This window comes from Nocardioides marmoriginsengisoli (genome assembly GCF_003725695.1).
GTDB lineage: Bacteria > Actinomycetota > Actinomycetes > Propionibacteriales > Nocardioidaceae > Marmoricola > Marmoricola marmoriginsengisoli.
Genome location: NZ_RJSE01000007.1, coordinates 455121 through 474483, shown reverse-complemented (window position 1 = coordinate 474483; position 19363 = coordinate 455121). Strand labels below are relative to the sequence as shown.

Annotated in this window: 17 protein-coding genes; 4 read left to right on the top strand and 13 right to left on the bottom strand. The window is 70.9% G+C overall.

The genetic code is table 11. From position 1 onward, the window contains the following. Positions 1 to 84 precede the first annotated feature (84 nt). The 8 genes from hemB to EFK50_RS10820 form a co-directional block, all read right to left on the bottom strand. Positions 85 to 1062, bottom strand: coding sequence for a porphobilinogen synthase (gene hemB, locus EFK50_RS10855; protein WP_123227572.1), 978 nt, complete (start codon positions 1060 to 1062; stop codon positions 85 to 87). An 82-nt stretch (positions 1063 to 1144) separates the two neighbouring features. Further along, positions 1145 to 2821: a bifunctional uroporphyrinogen-III C-methyltransferase/uroporphyrinogen-III synthase gene (locus EFK50_RS10850; RefSeq protein ID WP_123227571.1), complete on the bottom strand. Its 1677-nt coding sequence runs from the start codon at positions 2819 to 2821 to the stop codon at positions 1145 to 1147. Between the two features lie 13 nt (positions 2822 to 2834). Then, a complete protein-coding gene (gene hemC, locus EFK50_RS10845) occupies positions 2835 to 3806 on the bottom strand; it encodes a hydroxymethylbilane synthase (protein ID WP_123227570.1) in 972 nt (323 codons plus the stop codon). After that, the gene (locus tag EFK50_RS10840) at positions 3803 to 5101 is read right to left on the bottom strand and encodes a glutamyl-tRNA reductase (protein ID WP_123227569.1); all 1299 of its coding nucleotides are present in this window, start codon (positions 5099 to 5101) and stop codon (positions 3803 to 3805) included. The genes hemC and EFK50_RS10840 overlap by 4 nt, the downstream gene beginning before the upstream one ends. Next, positions 5098 to 5763: a redox-sensing transcriptional repressor Rex gene (locus tag EFK50_RS10835; RefSeq protein WP_123227568.1), complete on the bottom strand. Its 666-nt coding sequence runs from the start codon at positions 5761 to 5763 to the stop codon at positions 5098 to 5100. Before EFK50_RS10835 ends, EFK50_RS10840 begins: the two co-directional genes overlap by 4 nt. A 170-nt stretch (positions 5764 to 5933) precedes the next feature. Beyond that, positions 5934 to 6182, bottom strand: coding sequence for a glutaredoxin family protein (locus EFK50_RS10830; RefSeq protein WP_123227567.1), 249 nt, complete (start codon positions 6180 to 6182; stop codon positions 5934 to 5936). Positions 6183 to 6184: 2 nt separating this feature from the next. Beyond that, on the bottom strand, positions 6185 to 7771 hold the full coding sequence (locus tag EFK50_RS10825) for a class I adenylate-forming enzyme family protein (protein WP_123227566.1): 1587 nt from the start codon (positions 7769 to 7771) through the stop codon (positions 6185 to 6187). Between the two features lie 80 nt (positions 7772 to 7851). Further along, positions 7852 to 10947 carry an Ig-like domain-containing protein gene (locus EFK50_RS10820; RefSeq protein ID WP_123227565.1) on the bottom strand — a complete coding sequence of 1032 codons (3096 nt, stop codon included), beginning with the start codon at positions 10945 to 10947 and terminating at the stop codon, positions 7852 to 7854. A 445-nt stretch (positions 10948 to 11392) separates the two neighbouring features. On the opposite strand from EFK50_RS10820, the gene EFK50_RS10815 reads away from it, so the two are divergent. The 4 genes from EFK50_RS10815 to EFK50_RS10800 all read left to right on the top strand — a co-directional run bounded on the left by EFK50_RS10815 (position 11393) and on the right by EFK50_RS10800 (position 15268). Further along, positions 11393 to 12079 (top strand): TetR/AcrR family transcriptional regulator, encoded by a 687-nt coding sequence (locus EFK50_RS10815; protein WP_123227564.1) that lies wholly within the window; start codon positions 11393 to 11395, stop codon positions 12077 to 12079. A gap of 9 nt (positions 12080 to 12088) precedes the next feature. Further along, complete coding sequence (locus EFK50_RS10810; protein ID WP_123227563.1) at positions 12089 to 12964, top strand: HAD family hydrolase; 876 nt, start codon at positions 12089 to 12091, stop codon at positions 12962 to 12964. A gap of 170 nt (positions 12965 to 13134) precedes the next feature. Then, the gene (locus tag EFK50_RS10805; protein ID WP_246004122.1) at positions 13135 to 13965 is read left to right on the top strand and encodes a sigma-70 family RNA polymerase sigma factor; all 831 of its coding nucleotides are present in this window, start codon (positions 13135 to 13137) and stop codon (positions 13963 to 13965) included. Positions 13966 to 14122: 157 nt separating this feature from the next. Then, positions 14123 to 15268, top strand: coding sequence for a DUF5667 domain-containing protein (locus EFK50_RS10800; protein ID WP_123227562.1), 1146 nt, complete (start codon positions 14123 to 14125; stop codon positions 15266 to 15268). Between the two features lie 48 nt (positions 15269 to 15316). Here the strand turns inward: EFK50_RS10800 and EFK50_RS10795 are convergent, their stop codons facing one another. The 5 genes from EFK50_RS10795 to EFK50_RS10775 form a co-directional block, all read right to left on the bottom strand. After that, positions 15317 to 16516, bottom strand: coding sequence for a lysophospholipid acyltransferase family protein (locus EFK50_RS10795; RefSeq protein WP_123227561.1), 1200 nt, complete (start codon positions 16514 to 16516; stop codon positions 15317 to 15319). Beyond that, positions 16509 to 17546: an NAD-dependent epimerase/dehydratase family protein gene (locus EFK50_RS10790; protein WP_123227560.1), complete on the bottom strand. Its 1038-nt coding sequence runs from the start codon at positions 17544 to 17546 to the stop codon at positions 16509 to 16511. Before EFK50_RS10790 ends, EFK50_RS10795 begins: the two co-directional genes overlap by 8 nt. 33 nt (positions 17547 to 17579) lie before the next feature. Next, on the bottom strand, positions 17580 to 17681 hold the full coding sequence (locus EFK50_RS10785) for a 30S ribosomal protein bS22 (RefSeq protein WP_081683056.1): 102 nt from the start codon (positions 17679 to 17681) through the stop codon (positions 17580 to 17582). Positions 17682 to 17817: 136 nt separating this feature from the next. Continuing rightward, the gene (locus EFK50_RS10780) at positions 17818 to 18024 is read right to left on the bottom strand and encodes a helix-turn-helix domain-containing protein (RefSeq protein ID WP_123227559.1); all 207 of its coding nucleotides are present in this window, start codon (positions 18022 to 18024) and stop codon (positions 17818 to 17820) included. A 141-nt stretch (positions 18025 to 18165) separates the two neighbouring features. After that, positions 18166 to 19362: an acetoin utilization protein AcuC gene (locus tag EFK50_RS10775; protein WP_246004121.1), complete on the bottom strand. Its 1197-nt coding sequence runs from the start codon at positions 19360 to 19362 to the stop codon at positions 18166 to 18168. Position 19363 lies beyond the last annotated feature (1 nt).

Below are 19363 nucleotides of genomic sequence, written 5' to 3'. Positions count from 1 at the left end.
CCCGCAAACCCAGCCACGGAGCCCGCCGCAGGCGCACCCCGAAGGGCGCAAGCCCGAAGGGCAAAAAGCCCCGCAGGCACCCCCCTACGTAAGAAGCCCCGCCGCCTCCAGAGCCCAGTACGTCAGGACGATGTCCGCGCCGGCCCGGTGGATCGAGGTCAGGCTCTCCAGGATCGCCGCCTCGCGGTCGATCCACCCCTTCGCAGCCGCCGCCTCGATCATCGAGTACTCCCCGCTGACGTTGTACGCCGCGACGGGAACCTCCACCGCGTCCTTCACCGCGGCGAGGACGTCGAGGTAGCCCAGGGCGGGCTTCACCAGGACGATGTCGGCTCCTTCGGCGACGTCCAGCTTGGCCTCGCGCACTCCCTCGAGGCGGTTGGCCGGGTCCTGCTGGTAGGTGCGCCGGTCCCCCTGGAGCGAGGAGTCGACCGCCTCGCGGAAGGGCCCGAAGAAGGCGGAGGCGTACTTGGCGGAGTACGCGAGGATCCCGATGTCGGTGTGCTCCTCGGCGTCGAGGGCGCTGCGGATCATCCGCACCTGACCGTCCATCATCCCGCTGGGCGCGACCAGGTCGACGCCGGCAGCCGCCTGGGCGATCGCCATCGCGGCGTACACGTCGAGGGTGCGGTCGTTGTCGACGTTCCCCTCGGCGTCGAGCACGCCGCAGTGACCGTGGTCGGTGAACTCGTCGAGGCAGAGGTCCGACATCACGGTGAGCTCGTCGCCGACCTCGGCGACGACGTCGGTGATCGCCAGGTTGAGGATCCCGTGCGGGTCGACGGCACCGGAGCCGACGGCGTCCTTGGACTGCGGGATGCCGAAGAGCATCACGCCGCCCAGCCCGGCGGCGACCGCCTCGTTCGCGGTCTTCTTCAGCGTCTCCCGGGTGTGCTGGACGACGCCGGGCATCGAGGAGATCGGGGTCGGCTCGGTCGCGCCCTCACGGACGAACAACGGCAGCACCAGCTGGCGCGGAGCCACCCCGGACTCGGCGACCAGCCGGCGCAGGGCCGGGGTGCGCCGCAGCCGGCGGGGACGGATCTCGGGGTAGTAGCTCATGTCCTCAATCCTCTCACCGCGTCTCGACAAGCTCGACGTCCGAACCTGCTCGACGTCCGAACCCGCTCGACGTCCGAGGACGCTACTTCGAGCTGGCCCGGCGACGTCCGGCCGCGCGCCGCTCCGACGGCTTGGTGACCGGGACCCCGGCCTCGATCATCGACGCCCGACGAGCGGCACCGAAGTCGGCGAGCGCGTCGGCGAGGTCCTCGACCGACGGGTTCGGCGCCAGGACGTCGACCCGGAGCCCGTGCTCCTCGGCCGTCTTCGCGGTGGCGGGCCCGATCACGGCGATGATCGTCGAGGCGTGCGGCTTGCCGGCGATGCCGACCAGGTTGCGCACCGTCGAGGACGAGGTGAAGACGACCGCGTCGAACTTGCCGGACTTGATCGCCTCGCGGGTCGGCGCCGGCGGCGGAGCCGCCCGGACGGTCCGGTACGCCGTCACGTCGTCGACCTCCCAGCCCAGGTCGATCAGGCCGGCGACCAGGTTCTCGGTGGCGATGTCGGCGCGCGGCAGGAAGACCCGGTTGATCGGGTCGAGCAGCTCGTCGAACGGCGGCCAGTCCTCGAGCAGGCCACGGGCGGACTGCTCACCGGAGGGCACCAGGTCGGCGCGCAGGCCCCAGTCGAGCAGCGATGCGGCGGTCTTCTCCCCGACCGCGGCGATCTTCAGCCCGGAGAACGCGCGCGCGTCCAGCCCGTACTCCTCGAACTTCTCCCGGACCGCGCGGACCGCGTTCACCGAGGTGAAGGCGATCCACTCGTAGCGGCCCTCGACCAGGCCGCGGACGGCCTTGTCCATCTGCTGCGGGTTGCGCGGCGGCTCGACCGAGATGGTCGGGACCTCCTCCGGCTCGGAGCCGAAGCTGCGCAGCCGCATCGACAGCGAGGCCGCCTGCTCCTTGGTACGGGGCACCAGCACCCGCCAGCCGAAGAGCGGCTTGTTCTCGAACCAGGAGAGCTGCTCGCGGAGGTCGACGACCGGGCCGACGACGGTGATCGCGGGGGCCTCCATCCGGGCCGCGCGGGCGTCCACGCCGACCGTGGCCAGCGTCGAGACCAGGGTCCGCTGGGTGGTGACGGTGCCGGTCCGGGTCATCGAGACCGGGGTCTCCGGGGACCTGCCGGCGGCGATCAGCTCGCGGGCGATCTCGGCGATGCTGCCGACCGCCGAGAGCAGCACCAGCGTCGGACGGTCGATGTACCTGCTCCAGTCGATCGAGGCGCCGCTGCACGAGAGCACCGTGACCTCGCGGTGGTTCTTGGTGGTCAGCGGGATGCCGGCGTACGCCGGGACGGCGCTGACCGAGGAGACGCCCGGGACGATCTCGAAGCCGATCTCGGCCTTGGCGCAGGCCTGGGCCTCCTCGGGACCGGAGGCGTACAGGAACGGGTCGCCGGCCATCAGCCGAACCACCCGGCGGCCGGTCTTGGCCTGCCGGATGATGACCTTCGCGCGGGCGGCGTGGGTCAGCGGCTGACCGTCCTCGCCGAACCCGCCGTCGATGAAGAGCGGACCCCCGACCGCCTCGACCGCGTCGGTCTCCGCGTCGTCCTCGACCTCGACCGGCTCGGGGATGCCGAGCAGCCCGCGGACGAGCGCCTCGTGCTCGGGCAGCTCGGTGATGACGATCTCCGCGTCCCGGAGCAGCTCGGCCGCGCGCACGGTGAGCAGGTCGGGGTCGCCGGGTCCGGCGCCCACGAAGGACACCCACCGGGTCTGGCGGGCACTGGTGCTGGGTGCAGTGTTGGTCACAATCGCCTTCTTGCTACTTGCCGCTGGTGTTGGGGTGAGGGTGGAGCACGGGGTTGTCGAGGGTCCCGCGATCGAGCAGGGTGTGGGCGCCGTCGGCGATCATCTCGGCGGCGAGCTTGCGGCCCAGGCCGATCGGGTCGTCGTACGGGCCGGAGGCGGAGAGCCGGACGGAGAGAGCGCCGTCGAGGCTGCTGGCGACGGCCCGGATCCAGAGCTCCGCGCCGTCCTCCCCCTCGACGACCTCGGCGAGCGCGCCGACCGGCGCCGAGCAGCCGGCCTCGAGCTCGGCGAGCACCATCCGCTCGCACTCGACCGCGGCCCGGGTGTGCGGGTCGTCCAGCGCCGCGGCCAGGGCTGCCACCAGCTCGGTGTCGCTCGCGCGGCACTCGATCGCCAGCGCGCCCTGCCCGGGCGCGGGCAGCACCTGGATCGGGTCGATGGTCTCGGTGATCTCGCCGGCGCGTCCCAGCCGGGCGAGACCGGCGCGCGCCAGCACGACCGCGTCGAGCTTGCCGGAGGTGACCTGTCCGATCCGGGTGTCCACGTTGCCGCGGAGCCCGACCAGCTCGATGCCGAGCCCGAGCGCCTCGAGCTGGGCGACCCGGCGCGGCGAGCCGGTGCCGACCTTGCTGCCGACCGGAAGCTCACCGAGGGTCAGGCCGTCCCGGGCGATGATCGCGTCCCGCGGGTCCTCGCGCTCGGGGACCGCGGCCAGCGCGATCCCGTCGGCGGCGGCCGTCGGCAGGTCCTTCAACGAGTGCACGGCGACGTCGACCTCGCCGGCCAGGAGCGCGTCGCGCAGCGCGCTGACGAAGACTCCGGTGCCGCCCAGGCTCGCCAGCGGCGCGGTGCTGACGTCGCCCTCGGTCGAGACCGGGACGAGCACGGTCTCGCGCCCGGTGCGGGCGGTGATCGCGTCGGCGATCAGGCCGGACTGGGTGCGGGCCAGCTCGGAGGCGCGGGTACCCACGCGCAGCGTGCTCATACGCCCTCCACCCGGGTCACGGCCTCGACGGCGTCGGGATCCAGCGAGAAGAGCTCGGCGAGCGCCGCCGCGTAGGAGACCGCGCCGGTCTCGTTGGCGAGCTCCTTGACCCGGACCGTGGGCTGGTGCAGCAGCTTGTCCGCCACCCGGCGTACCGCGAGCTCGATCTCGGCGCGGGCGGCGTCGTCGAGGTCGGGCAGCCGGCCGGCGAGGCGCTGCAGCTCGGTCTCCACGACCCCGGTCGCCATCGTCCGCAGGGCGACCACCGTCGGCGTCACCGCGGCGGCGTGCCGGGCGGCGAGGAAGGCCTGCAGCTCCTGGCCGACGATCCGCCGGACGTCCGCGACCTCGCCGCGCTCGCCGGCGTTCTCGAGCTCGGCGGCCAGCGTCGCCAGGTCGATCAGGTGCACCCCTGGCTCGTCGGCGACGGCCGGGTCGATGTCCCGCGGCAGCGCCAGGTCGATGATCGCCAGCGGGCGACCGACGGGCCGGGCCGAACGCAGTGTCTCGGCGTCGACCAGGATGCTGGTCGAGTCGGTGCAGGAGATCAGCAGGTCGACGTCCGCGAGCTCGGCGGCGATGTCGGCGAGCGGGATCGCGCGGGCGCCGTACGACTCGGCGAGCCGGGCGGCGCGGGCTTCGGTCCGGTTGGCGATCACGATCGAGGGGGCACCGGCCCGGGTGAGGGTCGCGACGGAGAGGCCCGCCATCGCCCCGGCGCCGACGACCAGCGCGCGGATCCCGGCAGCACCGTCGACCCGGTCCAGGTGCACGGCGGCCTGCTCCAGCGCGGAGCTGACCAGCGACGGGCCGGCCCGGTCGATGTCGGTCTCGGCGTGCGACCGCTTCCCGACCCGGAGGGCCTGCTGGAAGAGCGTGTTCAGGGCCGGACCGACGGTGCCGGACTCCTGGCCGACGCGGAGAGCCTCCCGGGCCTGGCCGAGGATCTGGCTCTCGCCGACGACCATCGAGTCGAGACCGGAGGCGACGTGGAACAGGTGCGAGACGGCACCGTCGTCGTAGTGCACGTAGAGGTGCGGGACGAGCTCCTCCGGCAGACCGCCGGCGGTCTCGAGCAGCATCCGCGAGATCGCCTCGACGCTGCCGTGGAAGCGATCGACCTCGGCGTAGACCTCGATCCGGTTGCACGTCGACAGCACCGTCGCCTCGATCACGTGCTCGTTGTCGGAGACGTCGCGGATCAGCTTGTGGGTGCCCTCGGAGTCACGGGCCACCTTCTCCAGCACCGAGACGGGTGCCGAGTTGTGCGAGATGCCGACCACCAGCACGCTCATGCGACCACCCCGTCGTCGGGCTGCAGCGTCGACTTCCGCTGCTCGTGGTACGCCAGGATCTGCAGCTCGCTGGACAGGTCGACCATCCTCACGTCGACGCCGTCGGGGACCGAGAGCACCATCGGCGCGAAGTTCAGGATGCTGCGGATGCCGGCGGAGACCATCTGGTCGGCGACGGCCTGGGCGGCCGCAGCAGGCGTGGCGATGACGCCGATCGCGACCCCGTGCTCGTGCACGATCGCGGTGAGCTCGTCGAAGGACCGGATCTTCAGGCCGGCGACCAGCTCGCCGGTACGGCTGTCGTCGGCGTCGAGAAGTGCGACCGTCCGGAAGCCGCGCGAGGAGAAGCCGGAGTAGTTCGCCAGCGCGTGGCCCAGGTTGCCGATCCCGACGATCACGACGGGCCAGTCCTGGGTGAGGCCGATCTCGCGGGAGATCTGGTAGCGCAGGTACTCCACGTCGTACCCGACGCCGCGGGTGCCGTAGGAGCCGAGGTGGGAGAGGTCCTTGCGGAGCTTGGCGCTGTTCACGCCGGCCGCGGTGGCCAGCTCCTCGCTGGAGCAGGAGCGGACGTCCGAGTCCAGCAGCGAATTGAGGGCCCGCAGGTACACCGGAAGGCGCGCGACGGTCGCCTCAGGGATACGTGTAGGGCTCACGGTCAACTCTCCAGCGACGCGCTCCGGGCCCGGTCAGCGGGCCTGTCTGAAAAGCGGTCAGCCAGATCACCATAAGAGTTTGTGAACGTGGGAACAAACTGAGTCCGACCCGTGGCCCCGACTTGACTAGCACAGGTGAGACATTCCCCACCCAGCGGGGTCGGCGGCGCGCCCGATCAGGCGCCGGCGACCGGACCGAGTGCTGCGCGCAGCCGAGCCTCGTCGACCCGCCAGAAGTCGTGCTGGGCACCGTCGACGAAGGTCACCGGGATCTGCTCGCCGTACTGGCGCATCAGCGCGGGGTCGCCGGTGATGTCGACCTCGTCGTACGACGTCCCGACGTCCGCGCAGACCCGGGCGATCACCGCACGGGCGTCGTCGCAGAGGTGGCAGCCGGGCTTGCCGTAGAGCAGGACGCGCGCCACGGTCACTCCAGCAACCCGAGAGCGCGGCGGCGCTCGGTGGCCCGCAGCCGGCCCTTCTGCACCTTGCCGGTCCCGGTGTAGGGCAGCTCGGCGACCAGGTGGATGGTGCGCGGCTGCTTGAACCCGGCCAGCCGGGACTCGCAGTGCGCCCGGATGGTCGCGACCAGCTCGTCCTCGTCGACCTCGTGGGCCGGCGTCACGTACGCGACCACGGCCTCACCGGTCAGCTCGTCCTCGACCCCGATCACCGCTGCCGCCGCGACGCCGGCGACCTCGCCGATCACGTCCTCGACCTCGCTGGGGTAGACGTTGAACCCGGAGACGATCACCAGCTCCTTGAGCCGGTCGACCAGGAACAGGTCGCCCGCCTCGGTCAGGTAGCCGACGTCACCGGTCGCCCACCAGCCCTCCTCGTCCGGCCCGTCGGCACCGTCGGGCCAGTAGCCGGAGAAGAGGTTCGCGCCGCGGATCCAGATCTCGCCGGCGTCCTCGTCCTCGGGTGCGGCACCGTGCTCGTCGACGAGACGCACCTCGATGCCGGGCAGTGTCGCCCCCACCGAGCGCGGATCGGGGTGCGCGCTGCACTGCGTCGAGGTGACCACCGGTGCGGCCTCGGTGAGCCCGTAGCCCTGGTGGATCGTCAGCCCGGTCCGCGCGGTGAACGCCTCGGTGAGCTCGGGGGCCAGCGGCGCCGATCCGGAGAGGATCGTGCGGACCGGTCCGAACCGGTCCTCGATGCCCGGGATCTGCATCCAGTAGGCGAAGACCGGCGGCGCGACCGGGAGGACCGAGATCGCCTCGTCCTCGATGATGTCCAGCGACCCCTCCGGGTCGAACCCGTCGACCAGCACGATCCGCGCGTGCTGGCGGATCACCTGGCCGAGGACTGCGTTGAGGCCGTAGACGTGGAAGAGCGGCAGCACGCCGAGGACGACGTCGCGGCCGTTGATCATCGGCGGCACCACGGCAGCGGCCTGCGCGATGTTGGCTGCCAGCGCGCGGTGGCTGAGCATCGCGGCGCGCGGCCGGCCGGAGGTGCCGCTGGTGTAGAGCAGGACCGCGACCGACTCGGGGTCGGTCGTCCCCGGCACCTCGACACCGGCCTCCATCACCAGGTGGTCCCAGGACCGCTCCCCCGGCTCGAGGGTGGTGCCGATGCTCACGATCCGCGGGCGCGGCGGGGTCGCGGTCTCCGCGTCGGTCGCCTCCCAGGCCTCGGCGACACCGCTGACGGCGCTGCGCACCCCGGCGATGGTGCTGCCGTCGGCGATCACCATCCGGGAGCCGGAGTCCACCAGCATCCGGACGATCTCGCCGGTCGCGCTGCGCGGGTTGATCGGCACCGCCACCATCCGCGAGCGGAGCACGCCCAGGTAGGTGGCGACGAACTCGATCCGGTTGGTGACCGCGATCATCACCCGGTAGCCGGCGACCATGCCGGCGGTGGACAGCCCCTGCGCGACCCGGTCGGCCAGGTCGTCGAGGGCGGCCCAGGTCACCGTGCGGCCGGTAGCTGCCTCGGACAGCGCGATCTTCGTCGGCTCCGCACGAGCCGCGGCGGCCAGGAGATCGGCAACGTTGGTCTCCATCCGGGGAGTCTCCCATAAGGGACAGGGGTGCTGGGCCCCGAATGGCCCAGCACCCCGCACCCGAACTCACCTCGGGTGGATCAGCCGATCAGCGCCCCCTTGCCCGACGAAGGCAGGTAGCCGGCGCTGCCCGCGAAGTCCGCCTTGTAGCCGAGGGCCAGGATGATCCCGAGCAGGCCCGCGGTACCGCTGCAGCTGGCCACCCCGTTCGCGGCGGTGATCGCGGTGCACAGCGGCACCACGCCGCTCTTGAAGGTGACCGTCTCCCCGGCGACCGGACCCGCGGGCCCGGTGAGCGTCGCGGAGAGGTTGGTCAGGTGCAGCTTGAGCCCCTTGAGCTCGACCAGGGCCGGGGTGGCCTTGATCGACGTCGCCCCCTTCGCGACCACCTGGGCCAGGGCGGCCGAGGTGCTCGGGCCGAAGGCCGTGGAGCCGGCGTACGACGCCGTCACCTGGTGCGACCCGACTGCCAGGTTGGCGACCGGCGCCGAGGTGGCGACCCCGTCCACCAGCGGGACCGGGGATCCGACCGGGTTCCCGTCGACAGCGAACTGCACGTCCCCGGACGGGGTTCCCGCGGTCGCCGGGCTCGGCTTCACGGTGGCCTTCCAGGTGATCGGCTGCCCGTACTGCGGCGTCGCGTTCGACGTCGCCAGCGTGGTCACCGTCGGACTGGCGACCCGGTGCTCGACCGCGGCCGACCGCACCGGCGGGAAGCCGATGCCGCCGCTCCAGGTCGCCGTCAGCTGGTGAGCGCCCGACCCGAGGTCCGCGGTCTTGAACGACACCGGGGTGCTGAACGCGACCGGCACCGTGCCGAGGACCTGGTTGCCGTCCCGGAACGTGACCGATCCGGCCGTGCTGAACCACGCCCCGCCGGTGACCGTCGCGGTCATCGTGACCAGCTCACCCAGTCTGCTGCTGCCGGCCGGGCTGACGGTCAGGTCGGTCCCGACCAGACGCACCAGCCCGAGCGAGGCCGGCCGTCCCACCGGCACGCAGTCGTACTGGCGGTCACCGGTCGGCGTGTAGAACCGGACCCGGTCCAGCGGGACGTCCACCAGGTCACCGGCAGCGCCGCTGACGGTGGTCCGGCCGGTTCCGCCGTCCCACAGGATCCGGTAGTCGTTGTGCGCGGCGTTCGGGTTCTCGATCACCCCGGTCGCCGCCGACGCCGTGCCCGACGACCCGATCTCCGCGGTCAGGTTCTCCGACGCGTACTGCCGGTTCCGCAGATCGCCGCCGACGGTGACCCGCACCCGGCCCAGGTCGACCTCGGAGCCCACCCCGGCGTACGCCGGCACGTCCGCGGAACCGTCGATCAGCATCCGCTTCGAGCCGGACCCCCCGCCGAGGGTCGGGAAGCTGCACTCGTAGAGCGCACCGAACGGCGCCAGCACCTCGAAGGTGAGCGGCGCGGACAGCATCGGCAGGTGGTTGGTCCCGCCCAGGTACTTCACCTGGATGGTGTGGTTGCCCGGCGCGAGGTCGTCGGTGCGGATCACCGCCTGCGTGATCTGCGCGAGGCCCTCCGGGACCTGCTGGATCGTCCCGGAGACCGCCCCGACGGTCACCGAACGCGGCTTCCCGTCGACGAAGAACTCGACCCGCCCGTCGGGGTAGCCGGTCGCCGGCACCGCGGAGTTGTTCAACCGGACCCGCCAGCCGATGTCGTACCCCTGCGCGTACCGGTACGGCTGCGCGCCGCCGAACAGGATGTCGATCCCGATCGACTCCAGCGGAACCCGCTCGGCGAGCGGGATCTGCACGGTGGCCGAGGACGAGTCGATCGTCGCCCCGCTCTCGCCGGTCGAGGCATCGACCTGCACCAGCGCGGCCGTCACCTTCAGCTTGCGGCCCTCGGCGGACCCGTTGCCGATGCTGAGTCGCATCGGGACGTCCCGGCTCTCGCCGGCCGCGAGGGCGAACCCGGCGTTCCCGCCGAACGCGCCGAGGAGCTGGGCGTCTCCCCCGGCGATGTCACCGCTGAACGGGATCCGCTGCCAGGCCCCGGAGCCGTCCTGGAACTCCCAGACCACGTCCTCGGCCTCGACGTAGTCGCCGTAGCCGGGACAGGTCGGGCAGAGGTTGGGGTTCGGGTCCTGGTCGATCGCGAGGTCGAGGCGCAGGCGCTGCTCGTCCCGCCCGTTGGCGGGGTTGGCGACCGAGAACGTGAACGGCTGCGGAGCCGCGCCCCGGCGAACCGTGCCGGGCAGGTCACCGCTCAAGGTCGCGTAGGCCCTGACCTGGTAGGCGACCGACGCGCTCGTGCTGCCGGCGTAGGTCTGGTCGCCGCCGTACTCGGCCCGGAGCTGGTGGCTGCCCGCGCTGAGCTTCGTCGTCGTGGTGGCCACGCCGTCCACGACCGGGGCATCGCCGAGCGAGGTACCGCCGGAGTAGAAGTTGACCGTTCCGCTCGCCGCGGCCGGCGCCACCGTGGCGGTGAGCGTGGTTTCCGTGTCGTTCATCGCCTCGTCCGGCGCGACGGCCAGCGACGTGGTCGTCTGCTCCAGCCGGGTCCCGAAGTCACCCTCGGCGGTCAGCGTGAGGCGGTTGTTGGTGCCCTCGAACTGCGGGCCGGAGTTGGTGACGATCAGCTGCGAGCACTTGTCGGTCACCTCGAAGTTGTTGACCCGGAAGCCCTCCGCCTTGAGCGAGACCCGGCCGGTGGCGGGGTCGTACGGGGCGGTCGAGCGCAGCTCCACGTTGACCGGCTGCGAGTAGCAGTCGCCGTTCGCCACGGTGGAGGCGATCTGCACCCGCAGCTTCAGACCGAGGTTGAAGGCCAGGGTGCCGTCGGCCTCGAGCCGGCCGGTCCCGCTGCCGGGGTCCATCATCAGCAGCTGCTCGGTGATCTGCAGCGTCAGGGTGATCGGCTTGGTCACGTGCTGCTCGAAGGTGACCGAGGGGCTGGAGAAGTTCACGTCCGTCAGCTGGCCGGTCTCGGCGTCGTAGCTGCCGTTGATGCTGGTCGGGTTGGCCAGGTCCGGTCCGGGCTCGTTGCCGGCGATCATCATCTTGCCGGTGCCGGCGACCATGCTCAGCCCGAAGCTGGACGGCTCGTCGTCTGCCTGGGCGGGGGCGATCGCCAACGGCGCGACCAGCAGCGCGAGCGCCGTGATCAGGCCCAGCGACGCACGACGCCAACGGCGTCGTCGTACGGGGTGCGAACTCATCTTTACTCCTGGGTGAGTGGGTCCCGAGCATCTGTTGGGGAGTGATGTAACCCGGGTTTCATCGATGCGTCAACGTTACTCACGAGTTTCGATGAAATCTTGGTTACTTACGAATTCGCCTACCTCCAGGCTCAGGCCACTACCCGACTGACCTGCGGTGATTGGTGGGCCCGCACTATCACGCGAATTCCCGATAACAAAAGTTACTTAAATTCGGCCCTGCGATGGAGTTCATTTCTGAACTGTTCGCTTTGTCCTGGTTTGACGTGGTTTTTATGAACGCCCGGACTTCCGGGTCAACGACGCGCCAGGCCGGCACGAACGGCCCTCCCACCTCGCTCGAAGTTATGCTTCGTCCCGTCGGCGCGATCCCAGGATCAGTCGCTCTCGGAAGCGCTTCGCGCGCAAACCCCCAGTACCGAAAATCGAGCGTCGGAGAGATCGAATGAACGCGGACGACCGGCTGGTGCTGCCCGGTGCGCGCGACGCTCGTGACCCCGCCCGCTCGTTGACGGCCCCCGGCGTCAGCTATACCCGCGAGCAGGTCGCCGCGATCCAGCGCGAACGGATGATGGACGCGGTCGTCCAGCTGAGCGACGAGTCCGGGTTCGAGAACACCGGGATCAAGGCCATCTGCGCCCGCGCCGGTGTCGGCCTGGCGACGTTCTACGAGCACTTCCCCAACAAGGACGACTTGCTCCTGGCCGCCTTCGACGTCGGTGTCCGCAAGATCATCCGGGCGGTGGCACAGGCCTACACGGCGGCGGCGGACCAGGGCTGGGAGACCGCCTTCGACGCCTGCATGGTCGCGCTGCTCCGGGCGACCGCGGACAACCCGGCCTTCTCCCGGTTCTACCTGGTCGAGATCCACAAGTCCGGCCGGGACTCGCACGCCCGGGTGCACGCCGCGCTCGAGAGCTCCTACGAGCTGTTCGCGAACGCCGAGATGTCCGCCGGCATGCCGACCCCGGACCCGCAGATGGTCCCGCTCGTGGTCGGCGGCATCTACACCCGACTGGCCCAGTACGTCCGGACCGGCCGGGCCGCCGAGGTGATGGAGCTCCGCGAGTCGATCGTGGAGTTCAGCCTCAGCGTCTTCGGCGAGCACCGGCGGCGCACCGCCGAGGCTTAGGCTGGTCGCGTGACGCCAGCCAACCGCCCGCTGAACCTCAAGCGTCGTTCCCGCCTGGCCGGCGAGGCCTCGGCCGCGATCGCGGAGGTCGAGACCAGCCTGGCCGTCGATCCCGACGCGACCGGCGCGGCGTTCTTCGACGTCGACAACACCGTGATGCAGGGCGCCTCGATCTTCCACCTGGCCAAGGGGCTGCACCGCCGCAAGTTCTTCACCACCCGCGACATCGTCGGTGCCGCCTGGAAGCAGGCCTACTTCCGCCTGGTCGGCGTCGAGGACCCCGAGCACGTCGCCGAGGCCCGCTCGGCAGCCCTCGCGTTCATCGCCGGTCACACCACGACCGAGCTCGAGGCGCTCGGCGAGGAGATCTTCGACGAGGCGATGGCGCACCGGATCTGGCCGGGCACCCGGGCACTGGCGCAGCTCCACCTCGACCAGGGCCAGCGGGTCTGGCTGGTGACGGCGGCACCGATCGAGATCGCCAGCATCATCGCGCGGCGCCTGGGGCTGACCGGGGCGCTCGGCACGGTCGCCGAGCACATCAACGGCGTCTACACCGGCCGCCTGGTCGGCGAGATGCTGCACGGCCCGGCGAAGGGCGAGGCAGTCCTCGCGCTGGCGGCCCGCGAGGGCCTGGACCTGACCCGCTGCTCGGCGTACTCGGACTCCTACAACGACCTGACGATGCTCTCGCTGGTCGGCGACCCGTGCGCGGTCAACCCGGACGCCAAGCTGCGTGCCCACGCCAAGGCCGAGGGCTGGCGGATCCGCGACTACCGCACCGGGCGGAAGGCGGCCCGCGCCGGGGCCTTCACCGCGGCCGTCGCAGGGGCCGCGGTCGGCACCGTCGCCGCCGGTACGGCGATCCGTCGCCGACTCCGCTAGACTGTCCGAATTGTAACGATTTGGGTACGGAGCCCGTGCAGTTCCGTAACTGGTCTGGACAAGCGGGTGCATCGGCGGGTGATTTGTCGAACTTCATTCCCAAATATCGCCCGCCCTGTCTATGGTGAGCACGTGAATCCTGGCGGGGGGCCGGGGAGGGAGAACTGTTCATGGGAGTGAGCCGGGAGTACGCGCGCGGTCTTGCTGCGCTGCACCGCGCGGTCGCCGAGTTGGCGCACACTCCTCTGCTGGCGACCCCCGGTCCGTCCTGGATGGACGACGACCGCATCCTCCTCGCGAACGCGACCACCGTGGGCGCCCGGCGCAAGCACGCCGCCAACGGCTCCGGGGCGAACCTCGCACCGGTCCCCTCCCCCGGCAAGGACGCCGACCGCGGGCCGGACCACGGCGACGCCGAGCTGGCCGCCTCCTCCGCCGAGGACGAGGCCGTCGGCACCCGGCTGATCGCGCTGGTCGAGCTGGCCCGCAACGGCGACAAGGACGCGTTCGGACAGCTGTACGACCACTACCAGCCGTCCGTCTACCGGTTCCTGTACTACCGGGTCGGCTCGATGACGCTCGCCGAGGACCTGACCGCCGAGACGTTCTTCCGGGCGCTGCGGAGCATGCACTCGTTCCGCTGGCAGGGCAAGGACTTCGGCGCCTGGCTGATGACCATCGCCAGGAACCTCACCGCGGACCACTTCAAGGCAGGTCGCACCCGCCTGGAGCAGACCACCGAGGACATGCAGACCCTCGACACCACCTCGGAGAGCCCGGAGATCGAGGTACTCGCGTCCCTGACGAACGAGGCCCTGCTCCGTGCGCTCGGCGAGCTGCCCACCGAGCAGCGCGAGTGCCTGATCATGCGCTTCCTCCAGGGCCTCTCGATCGCCGAGACCGCGGAGATCCTCGGACGCAGCAGCGGAGCCGTGAAGCAGCTCCAGCTGCGAGGTGTCCGAAATCTGGCGAAGTTGATTCCGGCGGGGGAGCGGGAATGATGAGCGCGAACCAGTTCAAAATGCCCAGAATGCGTCCCACGTCACGCATAACTTCGGACCTCGTGCGCTCGTTGGACCTCATGTACGAGCGTTCGCGTGACCGCGCCACCCCTGCGGGAACGCCGAGCGTCCCCTCCCAGGAATCAGGATCCAGCTCATGACCCCGCTCAGCCCGGCGCGCAGAGACGCTGAGGCCTTCGCTCGTGCCGTCGACGGCGCACGAGGAGACGTAGCCGACCGCTACTCCGATCTCCTCACCTGCGTGGACGTGCTCCGCGAGCAGGAGATCCCGGCGCCGCGCGCCGACTTCGTCGCCGACCTCCGGATGCGGCTGATGGACGCCGCCGACACCCTCCTCGTGCCGGCCGAGGCGACCCTCGCACCGGTCGTCCCGCTGCAGCAGCCCTCCACGAACCGCCGTCAGCGCCGGATCAGCATCGCCGCCGCGGCACTGGTCGTGGTCGGTGGCACCGCCGGCGTGGCCGCCGCCGCCGAGAACGCCCTCCCGGGCGACGCGCTGTACCCGCTCAAGCGCAGCATCGAGAGCGCCCAGGTCTCGCTCAACGGCAGCGACTCCGGCAAGGGCCAGGACCTGCTCCGGCAGGCCGGCACCCGGCTGAACGAGGTCGACGGCCTGCTGACCAAGAACGACTCGACGACGCAGATCACGCACACGCTGTCGTCGTTCAAGCGCAGTGCCACCGACGGTGCCGACCTGCTCTTCGTCGACTTCCAGCGCACCGGCGACACCGAGACGATCTCCCGCCTCCGGGCGATGCTCAGCAGCCAGCTGACCAAGCTCGACTCGCTGTCCTCGGACGCGCCGGCCGACGCCCGTCCCGCCTTCGCGGCCGCCCGCCAGCTGCTCTCCGACCTGGACCAGCAGGCCTCGGTGCTCTGCGCCGACTGCGGACCCGGCGGGATTAGCGAGAAGCTCCGGATCTCCTCCGCGCCCGCCCTGGGAAGCCTCTTCGAGCTCCCGGTGAGCCGCGCCGAGCACAAGGCCGCCGTCGAGGCGCGCAACCAGGCGGAGCTGGCCGGCAAGGCCGGTCAGATCGCCAAGAGCACCAAGACCGACAACACCCCGGCCACGCCGGACAGCAGCGGCAAGACCGCGGACGACCCGGACGTGGACCCGGGCACCGGGCTCCCGGTACCGACCCCACCGAAGGTCGGCGGGTTGACGGGCGTCGTCGGAGGTCTGACCTCCGGCGTCTCGGCATTGCTGGGCGGGGGCGGTACGCCGCTCACCGACACCCTGAACAACACCCTCGCGACGCTGACCGGCCTGCTGCCGAAGTAGCCTCGGTGCCGGCAGCCCGGTAAGCGCGCGACCGGACCGAGCGGGTCCTTACCCGAAGACCGACTTGCGCTGCATCAGCAGGCTGTAGAGCGTCTGCTGGATGGTCTCGCGGACCTGGTCGGTCACGTTGAAGACCAGCATCGGGTCCTCCGCCGCGCCCTCGTCGTACTCGTCGGTCCGGATCGGCTCGCCGAACTCGATGATCCACTTCGACGGCAGCGGGATCAGGCCGAGCGGCCCGAGCAGCGGGAAGAACGGCGTGATCGGGATGTAGGGCACCCCGAGCAGCCGCGCCAGCGACGGGATGTTGCCGACCAGCGGGTAGATCTCCTCCGCACCCACGACCGACGTCGGGATGATCGGTACGCCGGTGCGGATCGCCGCCGAGACGAACCCGCCGCGACCGAAGCGCTGCAGCTTGTAGCGCTCGCTGTACGGCTTGCCGATGCCCTTGAAGCCCTCCGGCCAGACACCGACGATCTCGCCGCCGCGGAGCATCCGCTCGGCGTCGTCGTTGCACGCCAGCGTGACGCCGCCCTTGCGGGCCAGCTCGCTGACCACCGGGAGCTTGAAGACCAGGTCGGCGCCGAGCGGGCGCAGGAACCGGTGGGCGTGGTCGTGGATCGAGATCGCGGTCATCATCCCGTCGATCGGGATCGTGCCGGAGTGGTTGGAGACCACCAGCGCCCCGCCGGTGGGCGGGATGTTCTCGACGCCGCGGACCTCGATCCGGAACCACTTCTCGGCCACCGGCCGGATCGCTGTCATGAAGAAGCGCTGGGTGATCTCGGCGTCGAAACCGTACTCGTCGACGGTGTAGTCACCGGTGAGCCGGCGGCGCAGGAACGCCAGGAACGCGGCCAGGCGCGGCTCCCAGTTGTCGCCGAAGACCTCGACGGCGGCCGTGGTGAATCCGGCGAGCCAGTCCACGGCCGGGATCCCGACCGTCGGCTCGGGGTGCGCACCCGCTACCGGCGGGACCTGCTGGTGGAGCGGCTGGCGCGGCGCGGGGATCGTGGCATCGCGACTGCTTGCCGGTGCGGGCGTCTCGGCAGGCTCGACGTCCGGGGCCGCGCCGTCCGGGGCCGCGCCGTCGGGGGTCGCGGCTGACGGGGTCTTGGTCCTGGGCGCGCGCTTGGCGGCCGGCTTCGCGACCAGGCCGCGGGCCGAGCTCGACGGCTTGGCACTGCCCGTGCCGCGTCCCGGCTTGCCGCGGGTCCCGATCGGGATGATCTCGGCGTCACCCATCGAGCTCTCCGATCTGGTTCCTGCCTCCGAGGGCACCGACCAGGGCTTCCTCGGCGGCTCGGACCCGCCGCTCGGAGATCAGGCCGGGTGACAGCGAGGCCGCGAACTCGCCGAACGCCTGCTCGGTGGTCCGGGACGGCTTGAAGCCGAGCACCTCGCGCATCCGGGTGGTGTCGACGCCGCGCCCGTAGGCGAGGAACGCGATCTGCTCGCGGGAGAAGTCGGCCATCCGAGCCTGACGCATCGCCGAGCCGACGGCGCCGACGGCGAAGCTCGGCAGCGGCAGCGCGGGCCGGCCGAGCCGGCGGATGGCCTGGCTCAGCATCATCACGCCAGCACCGGCGATGTTGAAGGTGCCCCGGATGTCGGCCAGGGTGGCGTGCTCGATCGCGTCGAGCAGGTCGGTGTCGTTGAGGAACTGCATCCGCGGATCGAAGCCGAGCACCGTCGGGATCACCGGCAGCTTGAAGTAGCCGGTGGTCGGGGTGCTCAGGCCGGCACCGAGCGCGTTCGCAGTCCGCAGCGTGGTCACCCGGACGTCGGGACGGCGGCGGGCGAAGCCGCGCACGTAGCTCTCGACCTCGTTGATGTCCTTGACGAAGCCGACGCCGAACCCGTGCTTGGCGTTCATGTCCTCGGAGAACATCGCGGGGTCGCGGTTCGACGAACCGTAGACCGACGTACTGGACTTGAGCACGAAGTGCTCGAGGTCCGGCGACTGCTGGCACGCGGCCAGCAGCTGCATCGTGCCGATCACGTTGAGCTCCTTGGCCGCGGTGCGGCTGGAGGAACCCGCCGACGGCAGGACGCTCATGTGCACGACCGTGTCGACGTGCTCACGCATGATCACCTTGGCGATGATCGGGTTGCGGATGTCGGCGCGGACGAAGGAGACTCCGCCGAGGTCGCCACGGGGAGGCTGGACGTCGACACCGATCACCCGGTCGACAGCAGGCGAGGCCGCTATCTGACGAGCGAATCGGCGTCCCAGGTCGCGAGCGACACCGGTGACGAGGACGACACGGCCCACGACAGTCCCTCTCCGGTACGGCGGGCTAGAGCCCTACTTGCCGAGGCGACGACGCTGGACGCGCGTCTTCTTCAGCAGCTTGCGGTGCTTCTTCTTCGCCATACGCTTGCGGCGCTTCTTGATGACAGAACCCACGGGTGTCCTCTTCTTGCAGATGGAGTCTCAGCAGTGGAGCCGCAGAAGACTCCTCGGAAGAGGTCAGCCTATCCGTACCGGGGGAGACAAACGAATCGGACGTGAGTGGTCTCACGTCCGATCCGTCAGCAGAAGCTCAACCAGCCTGGAAGAAGCTCTTCCGCAGGTAGTCGTTGACGTCTTCTTCGCTCACGCGGAACGAGCGCCCCACACGCACGGCCGGCAGTTCGCCGCCGTGCACCAGACGGTAAACCGTCATCTTCGATACCCGCATCACCGAGGCAACCTCAGCAATGGTCAGGAACTTCACCTCGGAGATATCTCCGGACAGGTTCGAACCCATCTCGCACCGCACTTTCTCATGGCACGCTCTCCGGCTTCCCCACCGGAGGTCACACGTGCTCGATGACCCGAGAATAGGGCCTGATGTGACGCGTGGGGAAGAGGTGAACTCAGGATAGTTCTGAGGCGTCATCTTTCCCGATTACCAGGACACCGGGTCCAATCCGTGCTCCGGAAAGACAGCGGCGCGTGTTTCGGTGATCGCGCGGTCCAGCCAGGCGTCCGGATCGATCCCCTCGGAGACGTCCCGGTACGTCGGCTCCCGGCCGTCCGTCATCCGCTCCGGCGCCCGCGCTCCGAGGCGCTCGCCGACACCCGCACGCCACTCCTCCGGGGTCTCGACGTCCGGGTCGAGCGGGACCCCGCCGACGATCGCCAGCAGGTGCGTCCAGGACCGCGGCACCACGTCGACCAGGGCGTAGCCGCCCCCGCCGGTCGCGATCCAGCGTCCTCCGCAGACCTCGTGGGCCAGCTCGTGCAGCGCCAGGTAGCTCGCCCGCTGGCCGTCGACGGTGAGCATCAGGTGCGCCAGCGGGTCGTCGCGGTGCGAGTCGCAGCCGTGCTGGGTGACCAGGACGTCCGGGGCGAAGGCACGGAGCAGCGGCGGCACCACCGCGTGGAACGCGCGCAGCCAGCCGGCGTCCGAGGTCCCCGGCGGCAGCGCCACGTTGACCGAGCTGCCGCGCGCCTCCGGGCCGCCGGTCTCCACCGGGTAGCCGGTGCCCGGGAAGAGCATCTGGCCGGTCTCGTGCAACGAGATCGTCAGCACCCGCGGATCGTCGTAGAAGATCTTCTGCACCCCGTCGCCGTGGTGCACGTCCACGTCGACGTACGCGACCCGCTCGGCTCCGTTGTCGAGCAGCCACTGGATCGCGACGGCGACGTCGTTGTAGACGCAGAACCCGCTCGCCGACCCGGGCATCGCGTGGTGCAGGCCGCCGGTGATGTTCGCGGAGTGGATCGCCTCACCGGTCCAGACCCGGCGGGCGGCCTCCAGGGTCGCACCGACGATGTGCCGGGCGGCGACGTGCATGTTCGGGAAGGTCGGGTTGTCGTCGGTGCCGAGCCCGAACCGCGGGTCGTGCCGGGACGGGTCGTTGCCGGCCCGCTGCACCGCCTCGATCAGCGCGGCGTCGTGCACCAGGAGCAGGTCGTCGTCGCTCGCGTCCGGAGCCCGTACGGCGACCAGGCCGCCGGGCGCGTCGAGCAGGCCCAGCGACCGGGTCAGGCTCATCGTCAGGTCCACCCGGACCGGGTTCATCGGGTGCTCGGGGCCGAAGTCGTAGCCGGTCAGCGACTCGTCGTACACGACGCAGGTGCCACCGGCGCAACCCGTCACC

What these genes read in the sequence shown, in the direction of transcription:
- hemB (WP_123227572.1), bottom strand. Translation starts at nt 1,062, where the DNA reads ATGAGCTACTACCCCGAGATCCGTCCCCGCCGGCTGCGGCGCACCCCG.
- hemC (WP_123227570.1), bottom strand. Translation starts at nt 3,806, where the DNA reads ATGAGCACGCTGCGCGTGGGTACCCGCGCCTCCGAGCTGGCCCGCACC.
- EFK50_RS10840 (WP_123227569.1), bottom strand. Translation starts at nt 5,101, where the DNA reads ATGAGCGTGCTGGTGGTCGGCATCTCGCACAACTCGGCACCCGTCTCG.
- EFK50_RS10825 (WP_123227566.1), bottom strand. Translation starts at nt 7,771, where the DNA reads ATGGAGACCAACGTTGCCGATCTCCTGGCCGCCGCGGCTCGTGCGGAG.
- EFK50_RS10820 (WP_123227565.1), bottom strand. Translation starts at nt 10,947, where the DNA reads ATGAGTTCGCACCCCGTACGACGACGCCGTTGGCGTCGTGCGTCGCTG.
- EFK50_RS10815 (WP_123227564.1), top strand. Translation starts at nt 11,393, where the DNA reads ATGAACGCGGACGACCGGCTGGTGCTGCCCGGTGCGCGCGACGCTCGT.
- EFK50_RS10805 (WP_246004122.1), top strand. Translation starts at nt 13,135, where the DNA reads ATGGGAGTGAGCCGGGAGTACGCGCGCGGTCTTGCTGCGCTGCACCGC.
- EFK50_RS10800 (WP_123227562.1), top strand. Translation starts at nt 14,123, where the DNA reads ATGACCCCGCTCAGCCCGGCGCGCAGAGACGCTGAGGCCTTCGCTCGT.
- EFK50_RS10795 (WP_123227561.1), bottom strand. Translation starts at nt 16,516, where the DNA reads ATGGGTGACGCCGAGATCATCCCGATCGGGACCCGCGGCAAGCCGGGA.
- EFK50_RS10780 (WP_123227559.1), bottom strand. Translation starts at nt 18,024, where the DNA reads ATGGGTTCGAACCTGTCCGGAGATATCTCCGAGGTGAAGTTCCTGACC.